Source organism: Pseudomonas sp. HD57-3, assembly GCF_056113135.1.
This window is the reverse complement of the sequence record NZ_CM148568.1, coordinates 4,535,607-4,555,488: the sequence shown is the minus strand read 5'-3', so window position 1 is coordinate 4,555,488 and position 19,882 is coordinate 4,535,607. Positions and strand designations below refer to the sequence as shown.

At 62.1% G+C, this 19,882-nt stretch carries 11 protein-coding genes; 7 read left to right on the top strand and 4 right to left on the bottom strand.

Annotated elements, in window-relative coordinates:
• Nucleotides 1-112: 112 nt before the first annotated feature.
• The 3 genes from AC0R79_RS20535 (at nt 113) to mnmH (ending at nt 12,873) form a co-directional block, all read left to right on the top strand.
• Complete coding sequence (locus tag AC0R79_RS20535; RefSeq protein ID WP_474731530.1) at nt 113-10,636, top strand: autotransporter-associated beta strand repeat-containing protein; 10,524 nt, start codon at nt 113-115, stop codon at nt 10,634-10,636.
• Between the two features lie 99 nt (nt 10,637-10,735).
• On the top strand, nt 10,736-11,770 hold the full coding sequence (gene selD / locus AC0R79_RS20530) for a selenide, water dikinase SelD (protein WP_375747513.1): 1,035 nt from the start codon (nt 10,736-10,738) through the stop codon (nt 11,768-11,770).
• Nucleotides 11,770-12,873: a tRNA 2-selenouridine(34) synthase MnmH gene (gene mnmH / locus AC0R79_RS20525; RefSeq protein WP_375747512.1), complete on the top strand. Its 1,104-nt coding sequence runs from the start codon at nt 11,770-11,772 to the stop codon at nt 12,871-12,873. The genes selD and mnmH overlap by 1 nt, the downstream gene beginning before the upstream one ends.
• A gap of 27 nt (nt 12,874-12,900) precedes the next feature.
• Here mnmH and AC0R79_RS20520 read toward each other — a convergent pair whose 3' ends face one another.
• Nucleotides 12,901-13,575 carry a hypothetical protein gene (locus tag AC0R79_RS20520; protein ID WP_007958986.1) on the bottom strand — a complete coding sequence of 225 codons (675 nt, stop codon included), beginning with the start codon at nt 13,573-13,575 and terminating at the stop codon, nt 12,901-12,903.
• A 295-nt stretch (nt 13,576-13,870) separates the two neighbouring features.
• Here AC0R79_RS20520 and AC0R79_RS20515 point away from each other — a divergent pair, with 295 nt between their 5' ends.
• Together AC0R79_RS20515 and hemB are read left to right on the top strand one after the other, a co-directional pair.
• A complete protein-coding gene (locus AC0R79_RS20515; RefSeq protein WP_007958984.1) occupies nt 13,871-14,569 on the top strand; it encodes a glutathione S-transferase family protein in 699 nt (232 codons plus the stop codon).
• A gap of 142 nt (nt 14,570-14,711) precedes the next feature.
• Nucleotides 14,712-15,686 (top strand): porphobilinogen synthase, encoded by a 975-nt coding sequence (hemB, locus tag AC0R79_RS20510; protein ID WP_085686639.1) that lies wholly within the window; start codon nt 14,712-14,714, stop codon nt 15,684-15,686.
• A 48-nt stretch (nt 15,687-15,734) separates the two neighbouring features.
• On the opposite strand, the gene AC0R79_RS20505 is transcribed toward hemB, so the two are convergent.
• The 3 genes from AC0R79_RS20505 to AC0R79_RS20495 all read right to left on the bottom strand — a co-directional run bounded on the left by AC0R79_RS20505 (nt 15,735) and on the right by AC0R79_RS20495 (nt 17,304).
• A complete protein-coding gene (locus AC0R79_RS20505) occupies nt 15,735-16,241 on the bottom strand; it encodes a GNAT family N-acetyltransferase (protein WP_164872158.1) in 507 nt (168 codons plus the stop codon).
• Nucleotides 16,231-17,013, bottom strand: coding sequence for a HesA/MoeB/ThiF family protein (locus AC0R79_RS20500; protein ID WP_164872157.1), 783 nt, complete (start codon nt 17,011-17,013; stop codon nt 16,231-16,233). The genes AC0R79_RS20505 and AC0R79_RS20500 overlap by 11 nt, the downstream gene beginning before the upstream one ends.
• A gap of 114 nt (nt 17,014-17,127) precedes the next feature.
• Nucleotides 17,128-17,304 (bottom strand): hypothetical protein, encoded by a 177-nt coding sequence (locus AC0R79_RS20495; protein WP_164872156.1) that lies wholly within the window; start codon nt 17,302-17,304, stop codon nt 17,128-17,130.
• Between the two features lie 182 nt (nt 17,305-17,486).
• Here AC0R79_RS20495 and AC0R79_RS20490 point away from each other — a divergent pair, with 182 nt between their 5' ends.
• Together AC0R79_RS20490 and AC0R79_RS20485 are read left to right on the top strand one after the other, a co-directional pair.
• On the top strand, nt 17,487-17,744 hold the full coding sequence (locus AC0R79_RS20490) for a hypothetical protein (protein WP_127798895.1): 258 nt from the start codon (nt 17,487-17,489) through the stop codon (nt 17,742-17,744).
• Nucleotides 17,741-19,882, top strand: a complete 2,142-nt coding sequence (locus AC0R79_RS20485) for a peptidase domain-containing ABC transporter (protein WP_474731522.1) — start codon at nt 17,741-17,743, stop codon at nt 19,880-19,882. Before AC0R79_RS20490 ends, AC0R79_RS20485 begins: the two co-directional genes overlap by 4 nt.

Genomic DNA, 19,882 nt, shown 5'->3' with positions numbered 1-19,882 from the left:
TGTCTGGAATGCGACGGTTTATCTGATGACCGTCATACGCTTGATACGCGTGCTGGATCTTGCCGCAGTTGCACGCCTTCAAGGACGAAATTGGCCACGCAAGGAGTAGCCCGTGGAAGCAAGGTTTGGTGTTGCCCTCGTCTCGCGTTTTTCCCCTCTGTCCCTTGCTGTGCATCTGAGTGTCGCCGGGCTGCTGTTCGGTGGTGTCAGCGAGCAGGCGTACGCCACCTGTTCGGCGGCGGGCTCCACGATTACCTGCTCGGGTGTGCCGACCCTGCCGCTGTTTCTCAATGACTACAGCAGTGCCACCAGCGGCCTGACGGTCAACGTCACCAACGGCGCGCAGATGAACGCGACCCTGGGCGGCAAGGTCATCAACCTGACCGGCGCCAACATCAACCTGAACAACTCCGGCACCCTCGACCCGGCCTTGCTCGGCCTGGTGTCGATCCTCAGTGGCGGCGCGTTCATCGGCACCGGCGCAACCAGCACCGTGAGCATCGTCAACAACACCACCGGGCTCATTCGCGGTACCGGCATGTTGCTCGGACTCAACCTGACCAGCATCGACGGGTTGGGGATTGCCGTAAACAACTCGGTGTCGGGCACCACGACCATCACCAACGACGGCACGATTACTTCCACCGGGCTGTCGGTCGGCGGCATCACCCTGGCCGATACCCCGGTGGTCGGGGTGTATGGCGGTTCGCAAGTCAACATGACCAACAGCGCCAGCGGCACGATCAACGGCCGGGTCGCGTTCGAGACGTCGGTGGCGGGCAACACCTTCACCAACGCCGGCAACATCACCGGCGGCGTGTCGATGGGGGCGGGCAGCACCAACACCTTCTACGCAATCACCGGTTCCAGCGTTAACGTCGGCGACGGTGTGCAAGTCTCCGTCGGCCTCGGTGGCCTGATCGGCATCAACCTGACCTTCGCCCCGACCGGGACGATCGATGGCGGTGCGGCCGGTACCAACACGCTGATCCTGCAAAACCCGATCGGCCTCGGCGGCGGCACCACCGGGACCGGCACGGCGTCCAGCGCAACCTACGTCAACTTCAACAACCTGACCCTCAACAGCGGCACCTGGACCTTGCAGGGGCCGTTGGTCAGCGGCGCGACCACCCTCAATGGCGGTGTCGCGCAGTTCAACGACAACGCGGCGTTCGGCAGCGGTGTGCTGACGTCCAACGGCGGGATTCTCCAGGCCAGCAATGCGGGATTGACGCTGTCCAACCAGATCAACCTGGGCGGGACTGGCCTGACTCTGCAGGGCATCAACGGCATGACCCTGAACGGGGTGATTTCCGGCACGGGCGGCCTGACCAAGATCGGCAGCGGCCAGATCAATCTCAACGGCATCAACACTTACTCCGGCAACACCGTGCTCAACGGCGGTGTGGTGCTGGTGGGCAACAACCAGGCGTTCAGCACCGGGGGCATCACCGTTGGCGGCTCTTCAAGCATCTCGGCGACGACGCCGATTTCGCTGGCGAACGCGATCACGCTCAACAGCACCCTGACCGCAACCGGCACCGGTGCATTGACCCTGGGCGGAGTGATCAGCGGCGCCGCCAACCTGACCAAAACCGGCAGCGGCAGCCTGACCCTCAACGGCATCAACACCTACACCGGGATCACCAGCCTCAGCGCAGGGACCTTGCGCGTCGGCAACAACAACGCCTTGGGCACCGGGGTGCTCAACACCAGCAACGGCACCAGCCTCGACAGCACCGGCAACGTGACCCTGGCCAACAACGTCGGCATCACTGGTGCGTTGAACGTGCTCGGCAGCAATGCCCTGACCCTGGCCGGCATCGTGTCCGGCACCGGCGCGATCACCAAAAGCGGCAGCGCCAGCCTGACCCTGACCGGCAACAACACCAATAGCGGCACCACCGCGCTCAACGGCGGCAGCTTGCTCGTCGGCAGCAACACCGCCCTCGGCACGGGCGCCTTGAACGCGGCGGCCGGCACCACGCTGGATGCGACCACCGCCGTGACCCTGGCCAACGCGGTGGCGCTGGCGGCGGATCTGACCATCGGCGGTACTCAGGCGCTGGGCCTGAGCGGGGTCATCAGCGGCGCCGGCAACCTGATCAAGAACGGCACCGCGAACCTGACCCTCAGCGGCAACAACACCTTCTCCGGCGGCACGGCACTAAATGCCGGGACGCTGATCGTCGGCTCCAACACCGCACTGGGCACCGGCGCGCTGACTACGGCGGCGGGCACCACCCTCGATGCCAGCACCACTGTGGCACTGAGCAACGCCGTCGCCCTCGGCGGCAACCTGAACATTGGCGGCAGCGCCAACCTGACCCTCGGCGGCGTGGTCAGCGGCAGCGGCGGGCTGACCAAGAACGGCGCGGCGAACCTGATTCTCAACGGCACCAACACGTTCCTCGGTGCTATTGCATTGAACGCGGGCACCATCACAGCGGGTGCCAACGCTGCGCTGGGCAGTGGCAATATCACCGTCGGCGGCGCGGCGACCCTCGACAGCAATACCGCGGTGACGCTGAACAACAACGTCATTCTCAACAACAATCTGGGGATCGGCGGCAGCAGTGCACTGACCCTCGGCGGCGTGATCAGCGGTGCCAGTCAACTGATCAAGAACGGCACGGCCAACCTGACCCTCAACGGCGCCAATACCTTCACCGGCGGCACCGCGCTCAACGCCGGCAGCCTGACCGTCGGCAACGGCGCGGCGCTCGGCACCGGCACGCTGTCTGTGGGCGGGTCGGGCGGCACGCTCAACAGCAGCGCCAACGTGACGCTGAACAACGCCATTGCCCTGAACGCCAACCTCACCACCGGCGGCGCCAACCCGCTGACCCTCGGCGGTGTGATCAGCGGCGGCAGCAACCTGATCAAGACCGGTGCTTCGACCCTGACCCTGACCGGCAACAACACCTACACCGGCGCTACTTCGCTGAACGCCGGGACGTTGGTCGTCGGCTCCAACACCGCCCTCGGCACTGGCGTACTCAACGCCGCCAACGGCACCACACTGGATGCCAGCACCGCGACCAGCCTAGCCAACAACGTCAATCTCGGCGGCAACGTGACCCTCGGCGGCAGCAACGCGCTGACCCTCGCGGGCGTGGTCTCCGGGGTCGGTGGCCTGACCAAAAGCGGCCCGGCCGACCTGATCCTCAACGGCGCCAACACCTACTTCGGCAACACCGCCCTCAACGTCGGCAAGCTGATTGTCGGCAGCAACACCGCGATCGGCAGTGGGGCATTGAACGCAGCGGCGGGCACCACGCTGGACACCAACACCGCTGTCACTCTGGGCAATCAGGTCAACCTCGCCGGTGCGATGAACATCGGTGGCAGCGCGGACCTGACCCTTACCGGGACCGTCGCCGGTGCCGGCAGTCTGGTGAAAAACGGCGCGGCCAATCTGAACCTCAACGGCACCAACACTTACGCCGGCGGCACCACCCTGAACGCCGGTACGGTGACTGTCGGCAACAGCTCGGCGCTCGGCACCGGCGCCTTGACCGTTGGCGGTGCGGCAACGCTCGACAGCAGTTCGCCGCTGGTCAGCCTGGCCAACGCGGTCGTGCTGAATGCGGCGCTGAGCGTCGGAGGTACCCAGGATCTGACCCTCGGCGGTGTGATCAGCGGCGCAGGCCAGTTGATCAAGAACGGCGCGGCCAACCTGACCGTCAACGGGACCAACACCTTCAGCGGCGGAACCACCCTCAACGCCGGCACCCTGACCCTCGGCGCGCCCGGCGCATTGGGCAGCGGCACGCTCACCGTCGGTGGCGCCGCGACGCTGGACAACAGCACCGCTTTCACCCTCGGCAACAACATCACCCTCGATGCCGGGCTGACCCTGGCCGGCAACAACGGCCTGACCCTCAGCGGCGTGATCGACGGCGCCGGCAGCCTGACCAAAACCGGTCTGGATGACCTGGCCCTCAGCGGCAACAACACCTTCACCGGCGCGCTGAACATTGCCGCCGGCAGCGTCACCACCCTCAGCAGCGGGGCACTGGGCAACACCTCCGGCGCCAACGTCAGCGCTGGGGCCAGTCTCAATCTGGGCAGCAACGCCAGCCTCAATGGCCTGAGCGGTAGCGGCAGCGTGCAGATCGGCGGCGGCAACACATTGACCGTGGGCGGAGTCAGCAGCACCAGCACCTTCGACGGCGACCTCAGCGGCAACGGCGGCCTGACCAAGGTCGGCACCGGCACCCTGAACCTGACCGGGATCAACGGCATCGTCGGCAACACCGCCGTCAACGGCGGCACCCTGAACCTCAGCGGTTCGCTGGCCAGTGCCCAGGTCAACGTCAATACCGGCGGCACCCTCACCGGCAACGGTTCGGCACTCGGCGCGATGACCATCAACAGCGGCGGTCACCTGGCCCTGTCGTCGGGTAATACACTTTCGGCCGGATCATTGACGCTCGCAGCCGGCAGCAATGTCGATGCGGCGCTGGGGACGCCATCGACCACGTCGCTGATGAACGTCGGCGGCAACCTCACCCTCGACGGTAATCTCAACGTCACCGATGCCGGTGGGTTCGGCGTCGGTGTGTATCGTCTGTTCAACTACACCGGTGCCCTGACCAATCTGGGCCTGGACGTTGCCAGCGTGCCGGTCGGTTATGGGCTGGGCGATCTTGTGGTGCAGACCGGGGTCGCCAATCAGATCAACATTCAGGTCTCGGCGCCGAATTCGGACATTCGTTACTGGGACGGCAGCCAGACCATCGCCAACGGTACTGTCGATGGCGGCAGCGGTACCTGGAACGGCGCCGGCACCAACTGGACCGACGCCAATGGTCTGGTCAACCAGACCTGGGCTGGCGACTTCGCAGTGTTCCAGGGCACGGCCGGCACGGTGTCGGTCAACGGCACGCAACTGTTCACCGGGATGCAGTTCCTCACCGATGGCTACAACGTGGTCAACGGCACGTCGGGTCTGCTGACCGCCGTCAACGGTACCGGCGGCACTACGGCGATGCGCGTTGATCCGGGCGTGACCGCCACGGTCGGTGTGAACATCGACGGCAGCGGCATCCTCAACAAACTCGACGCGGGCACTCTGGTACTCAACGGCGCCAACAGCTACACCGGCGGCACGCAACTGGACGGCGGCACCCTGGTGGTCGGCAGCAACACCGCGCTGGGCACCGGCGCGCTGATTGCCAATGCCGGCACGCAACTCGACAGCAACACCGCCGTGACCCTGGCCAACGCCGCCACGCTCAACGGCAACCTCACAGTGCTCGGCAGCAATGCCTTGACCCTCAACGGTGTCATTTCCGGCACCGGCGGCTTGATCAAGAACGGCTCGGCCAACCTGACCCTCGGCGGCAACAACGCCTTCCTCGGGCCGGTGGCACTGAACGCGGGCGGACTGATTCTGGCGTCGAACAGCGCGCTGGGCTCGGCCACCCTGAACGCGGCGAACGGCACTACTCTGGATGCCAGCGGCGCTTTCACGGCGGGTAACGCGATCAATCTGGCGGGCAACCTTGGCATCGTCGGCAGCAACGATCTGACGCTGAGCGGCGCGATCAACGGCGCCGGCAGCCTGACCAAGAATGGCGCGGCCAACCTGATCCTCAGCGGGGCCAACAACTTCCTCGGAGGCATCACCCTCAATGCCGGCACCCTGACCGCCGGCAGCAACGGCGCCCTCGGTCTGGGCAACCTGACCGTCGCCGGTGCCTCGGCGCTGGACAGCAACACCTCGGTGTCGCTGGGCAACAACGTGGTGCTCAACGCCAATCTGACCAATACCGGCACCAGCGACGTGGCGCTCAGCGGCGTGGTCAGCGGCACTGGCGGTCTGATCAAGAACGGCGCGTCCAACCTGACCCTCAACGGCATCAACACCTACAGCGGCGGCACCACACTGAACGCCGGCACCGTGACCCTCGGCACCTCGGCGGGCCTGGGCTCCGGCGCGGTGACCGTGGCGGGCGCGTCGACCCTCGACACCACGGCGCCGCTGGTGCTGGCCAACAACGTCAACGTCAATGCCAACCTGAGCGTGGCCGGCAACAACAACCTGACCCTCGGCGGCGTGATCGCCGGGGCGGGCACCCTGACCAAGAACGGTCTGGCCGACCTGACGTTGTCCGGCAACAACACCTTCAGCGGCACTTTCGACGTGCAATCCGGCAGCCTGACCACGCTGGGCAACTCGGCACTGGGCAGCAACGCCGGGGTCAATCTCGGCGCTGCGGCGACCCTCAATCTCGGCGGCTCCGGCAGCCTCGCCAGCCTGACCGGCAGCGGCACTGCACTGATCGGCGGCGGCAACACGCTGAGCATCGGCGGCAACAACGCCAGCAGCATTTTCGACGGCGTGCTCACCGGCACCGGCGAACTGAGCAAACTCGGCACCGGCACGTTGACCCTGACCGGCCTCAACAGCCTGACCGGCAACACCACCGTCGACGCCGGTACCTTGAACGTCAGCGGCTCGCTGGACAGCGCCAGCGTGTTGGTCAACAGCGGCGGCACCCTGACCGGCGGCGGCTCGCTCGGCGGGGCGGTGACCGTGGCGGATGGCGGTCATCTGGCAGGCGCCACCGGCAGCACGCTTTCGGTGAATTCGCTGGTGTTCAACGCCAACTCCAACTTCGATGTCGGCCTCGGTACACCGGTCTCCGGTGGCGGCAACCCGCTGGTCAACGTCGGCGGCAACCTGACCCTCGACGGCACCCTCAACGTCAGCGACATCGGCGGTTTCGGCAGCGGCGTGTACCGGTTGATCAACTACACCGGCGGTCTGACCGACAACGGCATGCTGATCGGCACCGTGCCGGGCAGCGTCACCCCGGGCGACCTGACCCTGCAAACCGCGCTGGCCAACCAGATCAATCTGCTGGTCACCGCACCGGGCGTTACCGTGCAGTTCTGGGACGGCAACCAGCTTGTCGCCAACGGTTCGGTGGATGGCGGCAGCGGCACCTGGGGTACCGGCACCACCAACTGGACCGACGTGAACGGCACCACCAATCAGGCCTGGACCAACAGCTTCGCGGTGTTCCAGGGCACGGCGGGCACCGTGACCGTAAACGGCGCGCAAAGCATCACCGGCATGCAGTTCGTCACCGATGGCTACAGCCTGCAGAACGGCACGGCCGGTTCGCTGAATCTGGTCAACGGGTCGCTGGGCAATGCGACCGTGCGGGTCGATCCGAACGTCATCGCCACCGTGGGCGTGGCGCTCAACGGCGCCGGCACGCTGGGCAAATACGACACCGGCACCTTGGTGCTCAACGCCGCCAATGGCTACACCGGCGGCACTGCGCTCAACGGCGGCAAGATCGTGGTCGGCAACAACTCAGCCCTCGGCACCGGCGTGTTGACCGCCGCCAACGGCACGGCGCTGGACAGCAACGCAGCGGTCAGTCTGGCCAACGCCGTGGTGCTCAACGGCGGACTCACCGTCGCCGGCTCCAACGCATTGACCCTCGGCGGTGTGGTCAGCGGCAGCGGCAGTCTGATCAAGACCGGCGCATCGAGCCTGACCCTCAACGGCAACAACACTTACAGCGGCGGTACCCAGCTCTCGGGTGGTTCGCTGATCCTGGGCAACAACAGCGCGATCAGCAGCGGCGCCCTCAGCGTGCTGGGCAACGGCACCCTCGACAGCACTTCTGCGCTGCAACTGGCCAACGCCATCAACCTGGGTGCGCAACTGACCCTGGCCGGCAACCAGAACACCACCCTGATCGGGGCGATCACCGGCAGTGGCAGCCTGGTGAAAAACGGCAGTGGCGACCTCGTGCTCAGCGGTGCCAACACCTACAGCGGCGGCACGACGCTGAACGGCGGCAGTACCCGTGGCGACACCAGCAGCCTGCAAGGTGCAATCGTCAACAACGCGACGCTGACCTTCGAGCAGAACAGTGACGGCAGCTACACCGGCAATCTGACGGGCGCCGGCACCCTGAACAAAACCGGCACCGGCGCCTTGCTGCTGACCGGCAACAACACCTTCACCGGCAACACCGCGGTGCAGGCCGGTTCGCTGAACGTCAACGGTGTGCTCAACAGTGCCAACGTCAACGTTGCCAGCGGGGCAAAAATCGGCGGAAGCGGCGTGTTCGCGGGCGCCGTGCAACTGGCCAACGGTGCGACGCTGACGGGCGGCAGCGCTGCAACGCCGTTGTCGGTCGGTTCGCTGGCGTTGTCGTCGGGCACCAATCTGGACTTCTCCCTCGGCTCGGCCGCCAGCTCCACCACAGTGGTCAAAGTCGCCGGCAACCTGACCCTCGACGGCACGCTGAACATCAGCAATGCCGGCGGCTTTGGCACCGGGGTCTATCAACTGTTCAGCTACGGCGGCAGCCTGACCGACAACGGTCTGGTCTACGGCAGCCTGCCGGTGTCGGCGGCCAACCTGACCCTGCAGACCGCGCTGGCCAATCAGGTCAACCTGCTGGTGCAGAACACACCGGGTGAAGTGCAGTTCTGGAACGGTGGCAAAACCAATCCGGACGGCAGCATCGGTGGTGGTAGCGGCGTGTGGGGGCCGAACACCAACTGGACCGATCCGACCGGTACTCAGGCGCAGGCATCGAACGGTCAGTTCGCGGTGTTCGGCGGGCAGAGCGGCACGGTCACCGTGCAAGGCAACCAGAACTTCACCGGGTTGCAGTTCCTCACCAGCGGTTACAGCCTGGTTCCGGGCGCCGGCGGCACGCTGACTCCGGTCAACGGTGCGGACGGCAGCCTTGCGCCGGTGCGGGTAAATGCCGGCGCCAGTGCGGAAATCTCTGTACCGCTGGTGGGCAATGGCGGCATCGAGAAGCTCGATTCCGGCACTCTGATCCTCAGCGGCGCCAACACCTACAGCGGCGGGACCACGGTCAGCGGCGGTACGCTGATCGGTAATACCCTCAGCCTGCAAGGCAACATCCTCAACAACGCCTCGCTGGTGTTCCAGCAGAATGCCAATGGTCAGTTCAACGGTGTGCTCAGTGGTACCGGTGCCTTGGCCAAACGGGGCGCCGGGACCCTGCTGTTGACCGGCGATCAGCCGTTCAGCGGCACCGTTGCGGTCGATCAGGGTGTACTGCAAGTCGGCAGCCGCGCGGCACGCGGTTCGCTCGGCGGGCAGGTCACCGTGGCCAATGGCGCCGGCTTGAGCGGCAACGGCAGCGTCGGTTCGCTGGTCAACCACGGTGTGGTGCAGTCCGGTGCCGAGGCTGGCACCTTGAGTGTCGCCGGCAACCTGACCAACGCCGCCGACGGTGTGCTGGCCCTGACGGTCAGTTCGCCGACCGCGACGCCGCTGGCGGTCGGGGGGACCGCGACCCTGGGTGGCGGTCTGCAGGTCAACAGCCTGGCACCGTTCACCAGCAACACCGTGTACTCGCTGATCACCGCCGGTGGCGGAGTGACCGGCACCTTCAGCGCCGCCGATCTGCCGCAATATGCGTTCCTCAATACGGCGCTGGTGTATGCCCCGAACGCGGTGAACCTGGTGGTCAGCCGTAACGACAACTCGTTCGTCGATGTCGCCGCCACAGGTAACCAAAGCAACACGGCCTCGGCGTTGATGCGCAACGGAGCAGCGGGCGCTGCGTTGCAGAATGAAATCGTCAACCTCAGCGTGGCCGGGGCACGCAACGCCTTCGACAGTCTGTCGGGGGAAATCCATGCCAGCACCGCCAGCGCGATCCTCGAGGATTCGCGCTACGTGCGGGACGCGGTCAACGACCGCATGCGCCAGCCGTCGTGCAGCGCGCCGGACGATCCACGCCGCGCGCTGGCCCCGAGCGACAACCAGCTGAGCAGCAACGGCTGCCACGGCGAAATGGTCGGTTGGGCCCGCGCACTCGGCGCCTGGGGCGAGTCGGACGGCGACAGCAACAGTGCGAAACTGGATCGCAACCTGAGCGGTTTCATGCTCGGCACCGACAAGCAGCTCGATGACCAGTGGCGCGTCGGCATGGCCGCCGGCTATACCCGCAGCGATCTGGATGCCCATGATCGTCGCTCGGATGCCACGGTCGAGAGCTACCACCTGGCGGCGTACCTCAACTCGCAATTCGATGCCTTGGCAGTGCGCCTCGGCGCGGCGTACAGCTGGCACGATATCGAGACCAAGCGCGACGTCAGCGTCGGTGCCTACAACGATCGGTTGAAGGCCAATTACGACGCCCGCAGCGCCCAGGTGTTCGGAGAAGTCGGCTATGCCATCGAAGCAGCCGGAATTGCCCTGGAACCGTTCGCCGGTCTGGCCTACGTCAACTACGACAGCGACAAGGCCAAGGAGAAAGGCGGAGTGGGGCGCCTGCGCGCCGAGTCCGATCAGGACATCACCTTCTCGACCCTGGGCGTGCGCGCCGGCAAGGTCATCACCTTGGCTAACGGCGGGCAGTTCACCCCGCGCGCGGCCCTCGGCTGGCGGCATGCCTTTGGCGACACCAAACCCGACGCCGACCTGACCTTCATCGACGGCGGCGCCTCGTTCAACACCCAGGGCGTGCCGATTGCCAAGGACAGCGCGGTGGTCGAAGCAGGCGTGGACTTCCAGATCAGCCCGACCGGCAAACTCGGTATCGGTTACTCGGGGCAGCTGTCGAACGAGAGCAACGACCATGCGATGACCATCAGCTTCAGCCTCGGATTCTGATTCAGGAGCGAAGCACTTCAGCCGCCCGCAAGGGCGGTTTTTTTTTGCCCGCCGACCCCTCTGCTAAAATCCCTCCCACCGCCTCCCGGAGACTGCCCCATGACCGAGCCCATCCGTCTGACCCAATACAGCCACGGCGCCGGTTGTGGCTGCAAGATTTCGCCCAAGGTGCTGGAGGTGATTCTGGCCGGCAGCGGGGCGCAGAACCTTGATCCGAAACTGTGGGTTGGCAACGCGTCTCGCGATGATGCGGCGGTGTATGAGATCGATGCCGAGCGCGGGGTGGTCTCGACCACGGACTTCTTCATGCCGATCGTCGACGATCCGTTCGACTTCGGCCGGATCGCCGCCACTAATGCGATCAGCGACATCTACGCCATGGGCGGCGATCCGTTGATGGCGATTGCGATCCTCGGCTGGCCGGTCAATGTTCTGGCGCCGGAAGTCGCGCGAGACGTGATTCGCGGCGGACGTGCGGTGTGCGATGCGGCGGGGATTGCGCTGGCCGGCGGGCATTCGATCGATGCGCCGGAGCCGATCTTCGGTCTGGCCGTCACGGGGCTGGTGGAAAAGCGCTTCATGAAACGCAACGACACCGCCACCGCCGGTTGCCTGCTGTATCTGACCAAACCGTTGGGCATCGGCATCCTCACCACCGCCGAGAAGAAGGGCAAACTGCGCCCCGACGACATCGGCGTGGCCCGGGACTGGATGTGTACGCTGAACAAGCCTGGCAGCCGCTTCGGCAAACTGGCCGGGGTCACCGCCATGACAGACGTCACCGGGTTCGGGCTGCTCGGGCATCTGGTGGAAATGGCCGACGGCAGTCACCTGACGGCGCGGATTTTTTACGACCGGGTACCGCGTCTGGCGAGCGTCGAGTATTACCTCGAACAGGGCTGCGTGCCGGGCGGCACCCTGCGTAATTTCGACAGTTATTCGAGCCGCGTCGGGCGGGTGCAGGAATTGCACAAGCGAGTGCTGTGCGACCCGCAAACCAGCGGCGGGCTGCTGGTGGCCGTCACGCCCGAAGGCAATGCCGAATTCCTCGCCGTCGCTGCCGAACTCGGCCTCTCGCTTGAGCCGATTGGCGAGCTGATCGGACGACAGGGCACCGCCGTCGAGGTGAATTGATGGCCGTCGACTTCACGGACTATCGCGACATCTTCCTCAACGACCGGCCGCTGATGGACGCCCGTGCGCCGGTCGAGTTTCACAAGGGCGCGTTTCCCGGCGCGCTCAATCTGCCGCTGATGAACGACATCGAGCGCCAGCGGGTCGGCACTTGCTACAAGCATCATGGTCAGCAGGCGGCTATCGAACTGGGTCATCAGCTGGTGTCCGGCGCGGTGAAGGCCGAACGCCTCCAGGCCTGGGCGGCGTTTGCCCGGGCACATCCCCAGGGGTTTCTGTATTGCTTTCGTGGCGGCCTGCGTTCGCAGATCGTCCAGCAATGGCTGAAGTCGGAAGCCGGCATCGACTACCCGCGGATCGGCGGTGGCTACAAGGCGCTGCGGGGTTTTCTGATCGATACCCTCGAATCAGCCCAGGCCGAGTGTGATTTCGTGCTGCTGGGCGGCATGACCGGCACCGGCAAGACCGAAGTGCTGGTGCAACTGCGCAACAGCGTGGATCTGGAAGGCCATGCCAATCATCGGGGCTCCAGTTTCGGCAAGCGCGCCACCGGTCAGCCGTCGAACATCGATTTCGAGAACCGGCTGGCCATCGACTTCCTGAAAAAACGTGCTGCCGGCATCGATCAGTTTGTGCTGGAGGATGAGAGCCGGGTGGTGGGCAGCTGCGCGCTGCCGCTGTCGCTGTATCAGGGCATGCAGCAATACCCGATGGTCTGGCTGGAAGATCGTTTCGAGCAGCGCGTCGAGCGGATCCTGCGCGATTACGTGGTGGATTTGTCTGCCGAGTTTCAGGCAGTGCATGGGGAGGAAGGTTTCGGGCGGTTTACCGAGCGATTGCTGGATAGCCTCGACAACGTGCACAAGCGCCTGGGCGGCGAACGGCATCGACGGATGCGGGTGTTGATGGAAGAGGCGCTGGCGGAGCAGGGCCGCAGCGGGGCGGTGGATTTGCACCGCGCGTGGATCGAAGGTTTGCTGCGCGAGTATTACGACCCGATGTATGTGTTTCAGCGCGAGAAGAAGGGCGGGCGGATCGAGTTTGCCGGGGAGCGGCAGGCCGTTATCGAGTACTTGCGTCAACGCGATAAACCCAAGGCCTGACGGGGCCCGAGCGGGCCCCGGGCAAACTCAGGTCGGACAGCTTTCCTGCCCGTTATCCAGTCCCTGTTTGTAGCTGTGGCTCTGCAGGCTGGCCTTGCCGTTGTGCCAGGTCAGGGTCAGCACATACAGCGAGTCGTAATCGCTGGACTCCCAATCCTCGGTGATCTTCTGCTTCTCGCCGACAGCCTTGCCCGCGACCTTGTTGATCAGCTCCGGCAGGTAACCATGGGACCACGCGGTGTAGATGGTCGAATTGTGGTACTTGTCTTCGATCAGCTCGCGGGCCAGATCGCTGGTGTCGTTGGCCGAGAACTCGATGTTCACCGGCAGGCCGAGCTTGATCGCGGCCGGGCTGATGGTCATCAGCGGGCGGATGTAGCTGTAGGAGTTGTCCAGCTCGCCTTCCTCGACATTGCGCGTCGGGTTGGCGGCGAACACATAGTCGGCCTTGCCGAATTTTTCCGGCAGCAGGGTCGACAGGTCGATCGCCCGGTTCAGGCCCTGGCAGTTGAGCTGACCGAGACCGCCGGCGGGTTTCTCCGCGTGGCGCAGGAACACCAGGGTCTGGGTGCCGTCCACCGGTTGCGCACGGCTTTCGCTGGATTCCAGCGACAGGAACAGCGCGCTGACCGCCAGCAGGGTGGGCAGGGCCACATACGCGCGATGTTTGAAGCGTTTGGCGACTTTCATCAAGTTCGTCATGGGATAAGGATTCTTCAGTCTGTTCGGTTAAGGCTGACAAACCTCTGCACCGGGGCTCGCGCGCCGGATGTTTTCCCTGTCATCAATGGCTTGCTTGGAGCCCCCTGAGGCCTGTTTGGTTCGATCCGGCTACGTGCGCCGCACTTTACCGTTCAGCCTGTGCGATTGAAGGGAAGGTTAATCACAGGATGTTGCGGATTTAAGTAAGCCGGCGGGCGAGGGCGTAAAGAACCCGAGCCAGAGCGCTGATCGTGGATTATGCTCAGGCCTTTCATTTTGTGACTGGATGCTACACATGACCGATCTGTCCGCGTTCCCGATCACCCAGAAATGGCCGGCGCAGTACCCTGACTGGATTCAGCTCTATTCCCTGCCGACCCCCAACGGCGTCAAGGTCTCGATCATGCTCGAAGAGATCGGTCTGCCCTACGAGCCGCACCGCGTGGGCTTCGACACCAATGACCAGATGTCTCCGGAATTCCTCTCGCTGAACCCGAACAACAAGATTCCGGCGATCCTCGACCCCCACGGTCCCGAGGACAAACCGCTGCCGTTGTTCGAGTCCGGCGCGATCCTGATCTACCTCGCCGACAAGAGCGGCCAGTTGCTGGCCCAGGAAGGCGCGCTGCGCTACGAAACCATTCAGTGGTTGATGTTCCAGATGGGCGGGATCGGCCCGATGTTCGGCCAGCTCGGTTTCTTCAACAAATTCGCCGGCAAGGACTACGAAGACAAACGTCCCCGTGACCGCTACGTCGACGAAAGCAAACGCCTGCTCAGCGTCCTGAACACCCGCCTGGAAGGGCGCGACTGGATCATGGGCGAGCGCTACACCATCGCCGACATCGCCACGTTCCCGTGGGTGCGCAACCTGATCGGTTTCTACGAAGCCGGCGATCTGGTCGGCATCAACAACTTCCCGAACGTCACCCGGGTGCTGGAGCGCTTCCTGGCGCGGCCGGCCGTTGTGCGCGGCCTGACCATTCCTTCCTGATCCTGTGGCAGCCGGGTGCGCAGATTATTGCGCGCCCGGTAACGCACTGTTGATTGATCCAGGTTTGTACCCCGTCCCCCGCAAGGCATAAGCTTCGCCCCCTACGACTTTCGTCTCATCCGCTGTTTTCAGGAAAGGCCCCATGTCCAGTCAGTTCCCCGAAGCACGTCCACGCCGTCTGCGCCGCAATGCGAGCCTGCGCAGCCTGTTCCAGGAAACCGAGTTTTCCCTCAACGATCTGGTGCTGCCGATCTTCGTCGAAGAAGAGATCGACGACTTCGTGCCGATCAAGAGCATGCCCGGCGTGATGCGTATTCCCGAGCGCAAACTGGCCGGCGAAATCGAGCGTTACGCCCGTGCCGGGATCAAGTCGGTGATGACCTTCGGCGTGTCCCATCACCTGGACGCCAGCGGCAGCGACACCTGGCGCGAAAACGGCCTGGTGTCGCGCATGTCGCGGATCGCCAAGGACGCCGTGCCGGAAATGATCGTGATGTCCGACACCTGCTTCTGCGAGTACACCGACCACGGCCATTGCGGCGTGATGCACAACCATGAAGTCGACAACGACCAGACCCTGATCAACCTCGGCAAACAAGCGGTAGCGGCAGCGCGTGCCGGTGCCGACGTGATCGCGCCGTCGGCGGCGATGGACGGCCAGGTGCGGGCGATTCGCCGGGCGCTGGACGATGCCGGCTTCACGCAGATTCCGATCATGGCCTACTCGACCAAATTCGCCTCGGCGCTCTACGGCCCGTTCCGCGAGGCCGGCGGCAGCGCGTTGAAAGGCGATCGCAAAAGCTATCAGATGAACCCGATGAACCGCCGCGAAGCCCTGCGCGAATCGTTGCTCGACGAGCAGGAAGGCGCCGATGCACTGATGGTCAAACCGGCCGGCGCGTACCTGGACATCATCCGCGACATCCGCGAAGCCTCGACCCTGCCGCTGGCGGCGTATCAGGTCAGCGGCGAGTATGCGATGATCAAGTTCGGCGCCCAGGCCGGGGCCATCGACGAAGATCGCGTGGTGCGCGAAAGCCTCGGCGCGATCAAACGCGCGGGTGCGGATCTGATCTTCACCTACTTTGCGATGGATCTGGCCCTGGCCGGGATTTGAAGACGTTGCCCGGCCATCGGTAGTGATGGCCGGGCATTGCTCAAACTTTCAAATGATTTTCTTGCTATAGAAAACCCGGTCCACATAACCATCCGCTTTTTTGTAGTAACTCCCGAGTGTGCCTGCGAGCTCAAAGTCACAAGCGCGGACAATATCGATGCCCTGACGCTGTGTTGCCAAATGGAAGTAATACAGCAGTTCGATACCGATAGCGCGGGCTCGTTCTTCGAGTTGTTTGACCAATTCAATGCCTTCGTCCAGATGATCAGGCAGAAGCCCGAACCGGATCTCTGCAACATGGCGCTCGATCCAGCGGGGCCGACGCTCGATCTCGCCTAGACCGATGATCGCCTCCTCCTTCAAGATGCACAGGGTTACGGCATTCTGCTGTTTTTCCTTTTCTAACAGTGACTCAATCCAGAGTACTTCCTTTTCATGATTGATCGACCGGACATCCTCGGGCCTTTCCACCCGTTCCGGATCCTGTTGGACAAGCGTGTTGAAGTAATGCAGCAGATCGTCTGCATCCGAAGTTCGAGGTTGTCTAAATTGCATGAAGGTATTCTTTCTCGTGATAAGTCGAGCAGCATTTGCAAAGGGGGTTTCTAGGGATGTCATCAACTTGAAACTTGCCGCTCAGCAACAGTGACGAGAATGTAAGTCTGCGGTTGAAGTACATGTTGGCTTTGTGTCCGAGAAACCATTTGAACACTTCGGCTGCACCCAGGGTTCCGGCGATGGAAGTTGATAAGACATTTACCGGGACGGGGCCGGTATGTTCTTTTCGGGAGTGGTCGGTTGGAAATAAACAAGCGAAACAGGCACTTTTCAGTTCCGGGATCATGGTGAATACATAACCATAGGAAAACTGGGCAGAGGCGTGGATCATCGGTTTGTTTGTGCGTAGGCAATATTCATTGATAGTGTTTCTACCATCGGGTGAATCACCGCCTTCCACAATGACTTCATATGGGTCGAGCAGTCGGTCGACATTCTGTCGTGTTATTTTTTCTTCAAATAACCGGATATCAATATCCGGGTTGAGGTCGACCAGCGTTTTAAGCGCTGCGACTCCCTTGGCGCTGCCGATGTCAGGAGTGCGATACAGTAACTGACGATTCAAGTTGGATAACTCGACCGTGTCGAACTCTACGATCCCGACTTTTCCGATCCCTCCGGCAACCAACGCCATCAGCAACGTGGACTTGACGCCACCGGCGCCGATTACGGCAACAGAACCTTGCGAAACCCTCTGTTGGCCGGTCTTTCCCCATTCCGGCATGTTCTCCTGTCGATTGTATCGCTCATCCTTGAAATCAAATTGCATGGGCATCGGCCTCGAAGCGGGTTAGACAAGAAAGTGAAACAGACTCCCCACGGATTCTGTTTCGAATCCGTGGGGCTGGCGTTCAGGCCAGGAGGATTGCCTGTCGTTCAACAATCAACCATCGCATGCCCGAAAACTTCTTGCAGTGCAGGCGCCGCCGCTGACTTCTTCAAGTTCTTCCTGAAAAAGTTCCAGAACGGGATAGTCCTGAAGAGCGGCCTCAAGAGACTCAGCTTCTATTTCCGACTTTCCTATAAGACCTTCTGGTAAACCACGCAGAAAAATTTTCATTGATATCCTATCTAATGAGTTGTTTTGGATTTGTGTTAGTTGAAGATCCCTTTCGATGGCCTCGGTCTCGGGCTGTCTCAGGGGGCGTTGACTATAAAAATTGGATTCCTGTAGTGTCAATGTGAGCTTTAGATTGTATTGGTGTGGTGGGGAAGTCTTTGGTTATATAGGAGGTGTGTCAGGTGAGTATTGAAAAATTAGATAGGGAAAGGCCTTCTCTTTTTCGCAAGGAAGCGATAGCGTTCGCATCCGAAAGATTTTATGGAAACTATCTCGATATAAAAATCGATAAGTCTCTCGACGGCCTGGCATTATGTTTGGGTGCGTTTGTTTTCTTCCTGCTTGGAGTGGGCGCAAGCTATATGCAAGGACGCAAGATTGAACCTGTTGCCATTACACAGCGCATCGGTGATGTTTCTCACCTGCACCCGGTCAAATGACCAGACAAGGAAACACCCCTTTGCGCTGCTGGGGTAACAGAAAATTGCCGGTCTTACTGCAGACAGAAGCCAGTGAATGTGGCCTTGCGTGTCTCGCCATGATTGCCCGCTATTGGGGGCGTGCAACTGACCTGATTCTGCTTCGTCAGCGTTTCAGCGTTTCACTCAAGGGTTCTACCCTCAAGAGCCTGATATCGATGGCGCAACAGCTCGGGCTCCAGTCCCGCCCATTACGCGTGGAGTTGCCGCAACTTGCGAGTCTGAAGTTGCCGTGTATTTTGCACTGGGACATGAACCATTTCGTGGTGCTTGAGAAAGTGACGCGCAACGGGTTGCTGATTCACGACCCGGCAAGCGGCAAACGGAGCGTTTCCTGGTCTCGGGCATCCAGTCATTTTACAGGCGTGGTACTGGAATTGACGCCCGGGGAACTGTTTGAACGCCTGCCGTCCCAAAAGAAGATTTCCTGGCAATCCATGCTCGGCAAAGTCGATGGGCTCTACCCAGGACTGGCAAGGTTGCTGTTGATGGGCGCGCTGTTGCAAGCCCTTGCATTGGCGCTCCCGTTCTACTTGCAATGGGTCGTGGACGACGTGCTGACCACGGGTGATCACCGGTTGATGACGGTTCTGGGCAGCGGATTCCTGTTGCTGGTGTTGCTCCAGACCGGATTGGGGTGGTTGCGATCATGGATGGCCGCGTCTTTGTCCGCCTATTTGGGGTATCAATGGTTGGGCAATGCCTTTGCCCATTTGCTGCGTTTGCCGGTTGCCTGGTTCGAGAAGCGGCATCTGGGTGATATCGCTTCGAGATTTCAGGCTATACAGGTCATTCAGAAAGCACTGACCACGCAACTGATTGAAGGACTCATCGACGGTTTGTTGGTGTTTTCCACGCTGGTCGTTATGTTTTTCTACAGTGCCACGCTGGCATTTGTCAGTCTGTCGGCCGTGGTGCTTTATGCAGCTTTGCGCTGGAGGATTTTTCAAAAACAGCGTGAAGCTACAGCGATGCATATCGCCTGTGCGGCCAGACAAGGCACGCTGTTTATCGAATCTGCCCGGGGTATTCAAAGCATTCGGTTATATGGTCGCGAGCAGGAGCGACGGTGCGCCTGGAGTAACGCCCTGACGGATCAGCTCAATGCTGAGTTACGGATCGCGCGCATTACGATATCGTTCCAGTCAGCCAGCACCCTTGTTTTTAATGGGGAGCGGATTGTCGTGGTCTGGTTGGCAGCCATGGCCGTTATGGATAACCACTTTTCCGTCGGTATGCTGTTTGCGTTCCTGAGCTACAAGGATCAGTTCAGCCAACGTATTGCCGCGTTGCTGGATAAGTCGTTCGAACTGCGGATGTTGCGTCTGCACAGTGAGCGCGTGGCCGATATTTTGCTGACGGCACCGGAAGAGGAGGCTGACGACGCTGAAATCGACCTTCGGGAGATAGAAACGGATATTGAGTTACGCAATCTCTCCTTTCGATACGCGGAACATGAGCCCAATGTCATCGACAATTTGAGTTTGCGCATTCCGGCGGGCGAGTGCATTGCGATTGCGGGGGTGTCGGGTTGTGGCAAGACCACTTTGCTCAAGTTGATACTGGGGCTGTTAACACCAACCGAGGGGGAAATACTTCTGGGTGGGGTTGAGCTGAAGCGCCTGGGGCTGCGCAACTATCGCCAGATGACTGGAACGGTAATGCAGGACGATCAACTGTTTACCGGGACGCTTTCGGACAATATCTGTTTTTTCGACGCTCAGCCGGATCCAAGGCAAGTGATCAGGTGTTCGGAGCAAGCGGCGGTGCATGATGAAATCATGGCGCTGCCGATGAAATACAACACGCTTGTCGGTGATCTTGGATCAGGACTGTCAGGCGGCCAGAGACAACGCATACTGCTGGCTCGCGCATTGTACCGATCGCCCAGGTTGCTGGTGCTGGACGAAGCCACCAGTCATCTGGATGTCTGGAACGAACAACGGGTCAATGCCGCCATCACACAGGAGGCAATGACTCGCATACTGGTTGCCCATCGCCCGCAAACCCTTGCAATGGCGCAGCGGGTAGTGACTCTGGATCAGGGGACAATCATCGCGGATCTCATGCAAACAGCCGATGATTGCCCTGGTCGATAG

Coding starts and splice junctions, on each gene's coding strand:
- selD (WP_375747513.1), top strand. CDS start 10,736: ATGACCGAGCCCATCCGTCTGACCCAATACAGCCACGGCGCCGGTTGT.
- mnmH (WP_375747512.1), top strand. CDS start 11,770: ATGGCCGTCGACTTCACGGACTATCGCGACATCTTCCTCAACGACCGG.
- AC0R79_RS20520 (WP_007958986.1), bottom strand. CDS start 13,575: ATGACGAACTTGATGAAAGTCGCCAAACGCTTCAAACATCGCGCGTAT.
- AC0R79_RS20515 (WP_007958984.1), top strand. CDS start 13,871: ATGACCGATCTGTCCGCGTTCCCGATCACCCAGAAATGGCCGGCGCAG.
- hemB (WP_085686639.1), top strand. CDS start 14,712: ATGTCCAGTCAGTTCCCCGAAGCACGTCCACGCCGTCTGCGCCGCAAT.
- AC0R79_RS20505 (WP_164872158.1), bottom strand. CDS start 16,241: ATGCAATTTAGACAACCTCGAACTTCGGATGCAGACGATCTGCTGCAT.
- AC0R79_RS20500 (WP_164872157.1), bottom strand. CDS start 17,013: ATGCAATTTGATTTCAAGGATGAGCGATACAATCGACAGGAGAACATG.
- AC0R79_RS20495 (WP_164872156.1), bottom strand. CDS start 17,304: ATGAAAATTTTTCTGCGTGGTTTACCAGAAGGTCTTATAGGAAAGTCG.
- AC0R79_RS20485 (WP_474731522.1), top strand. CDS start 17,741: ATGACCAGACAAGGAAACACCCCTTTGCGCTGCTGGGGTAACAGAAAA.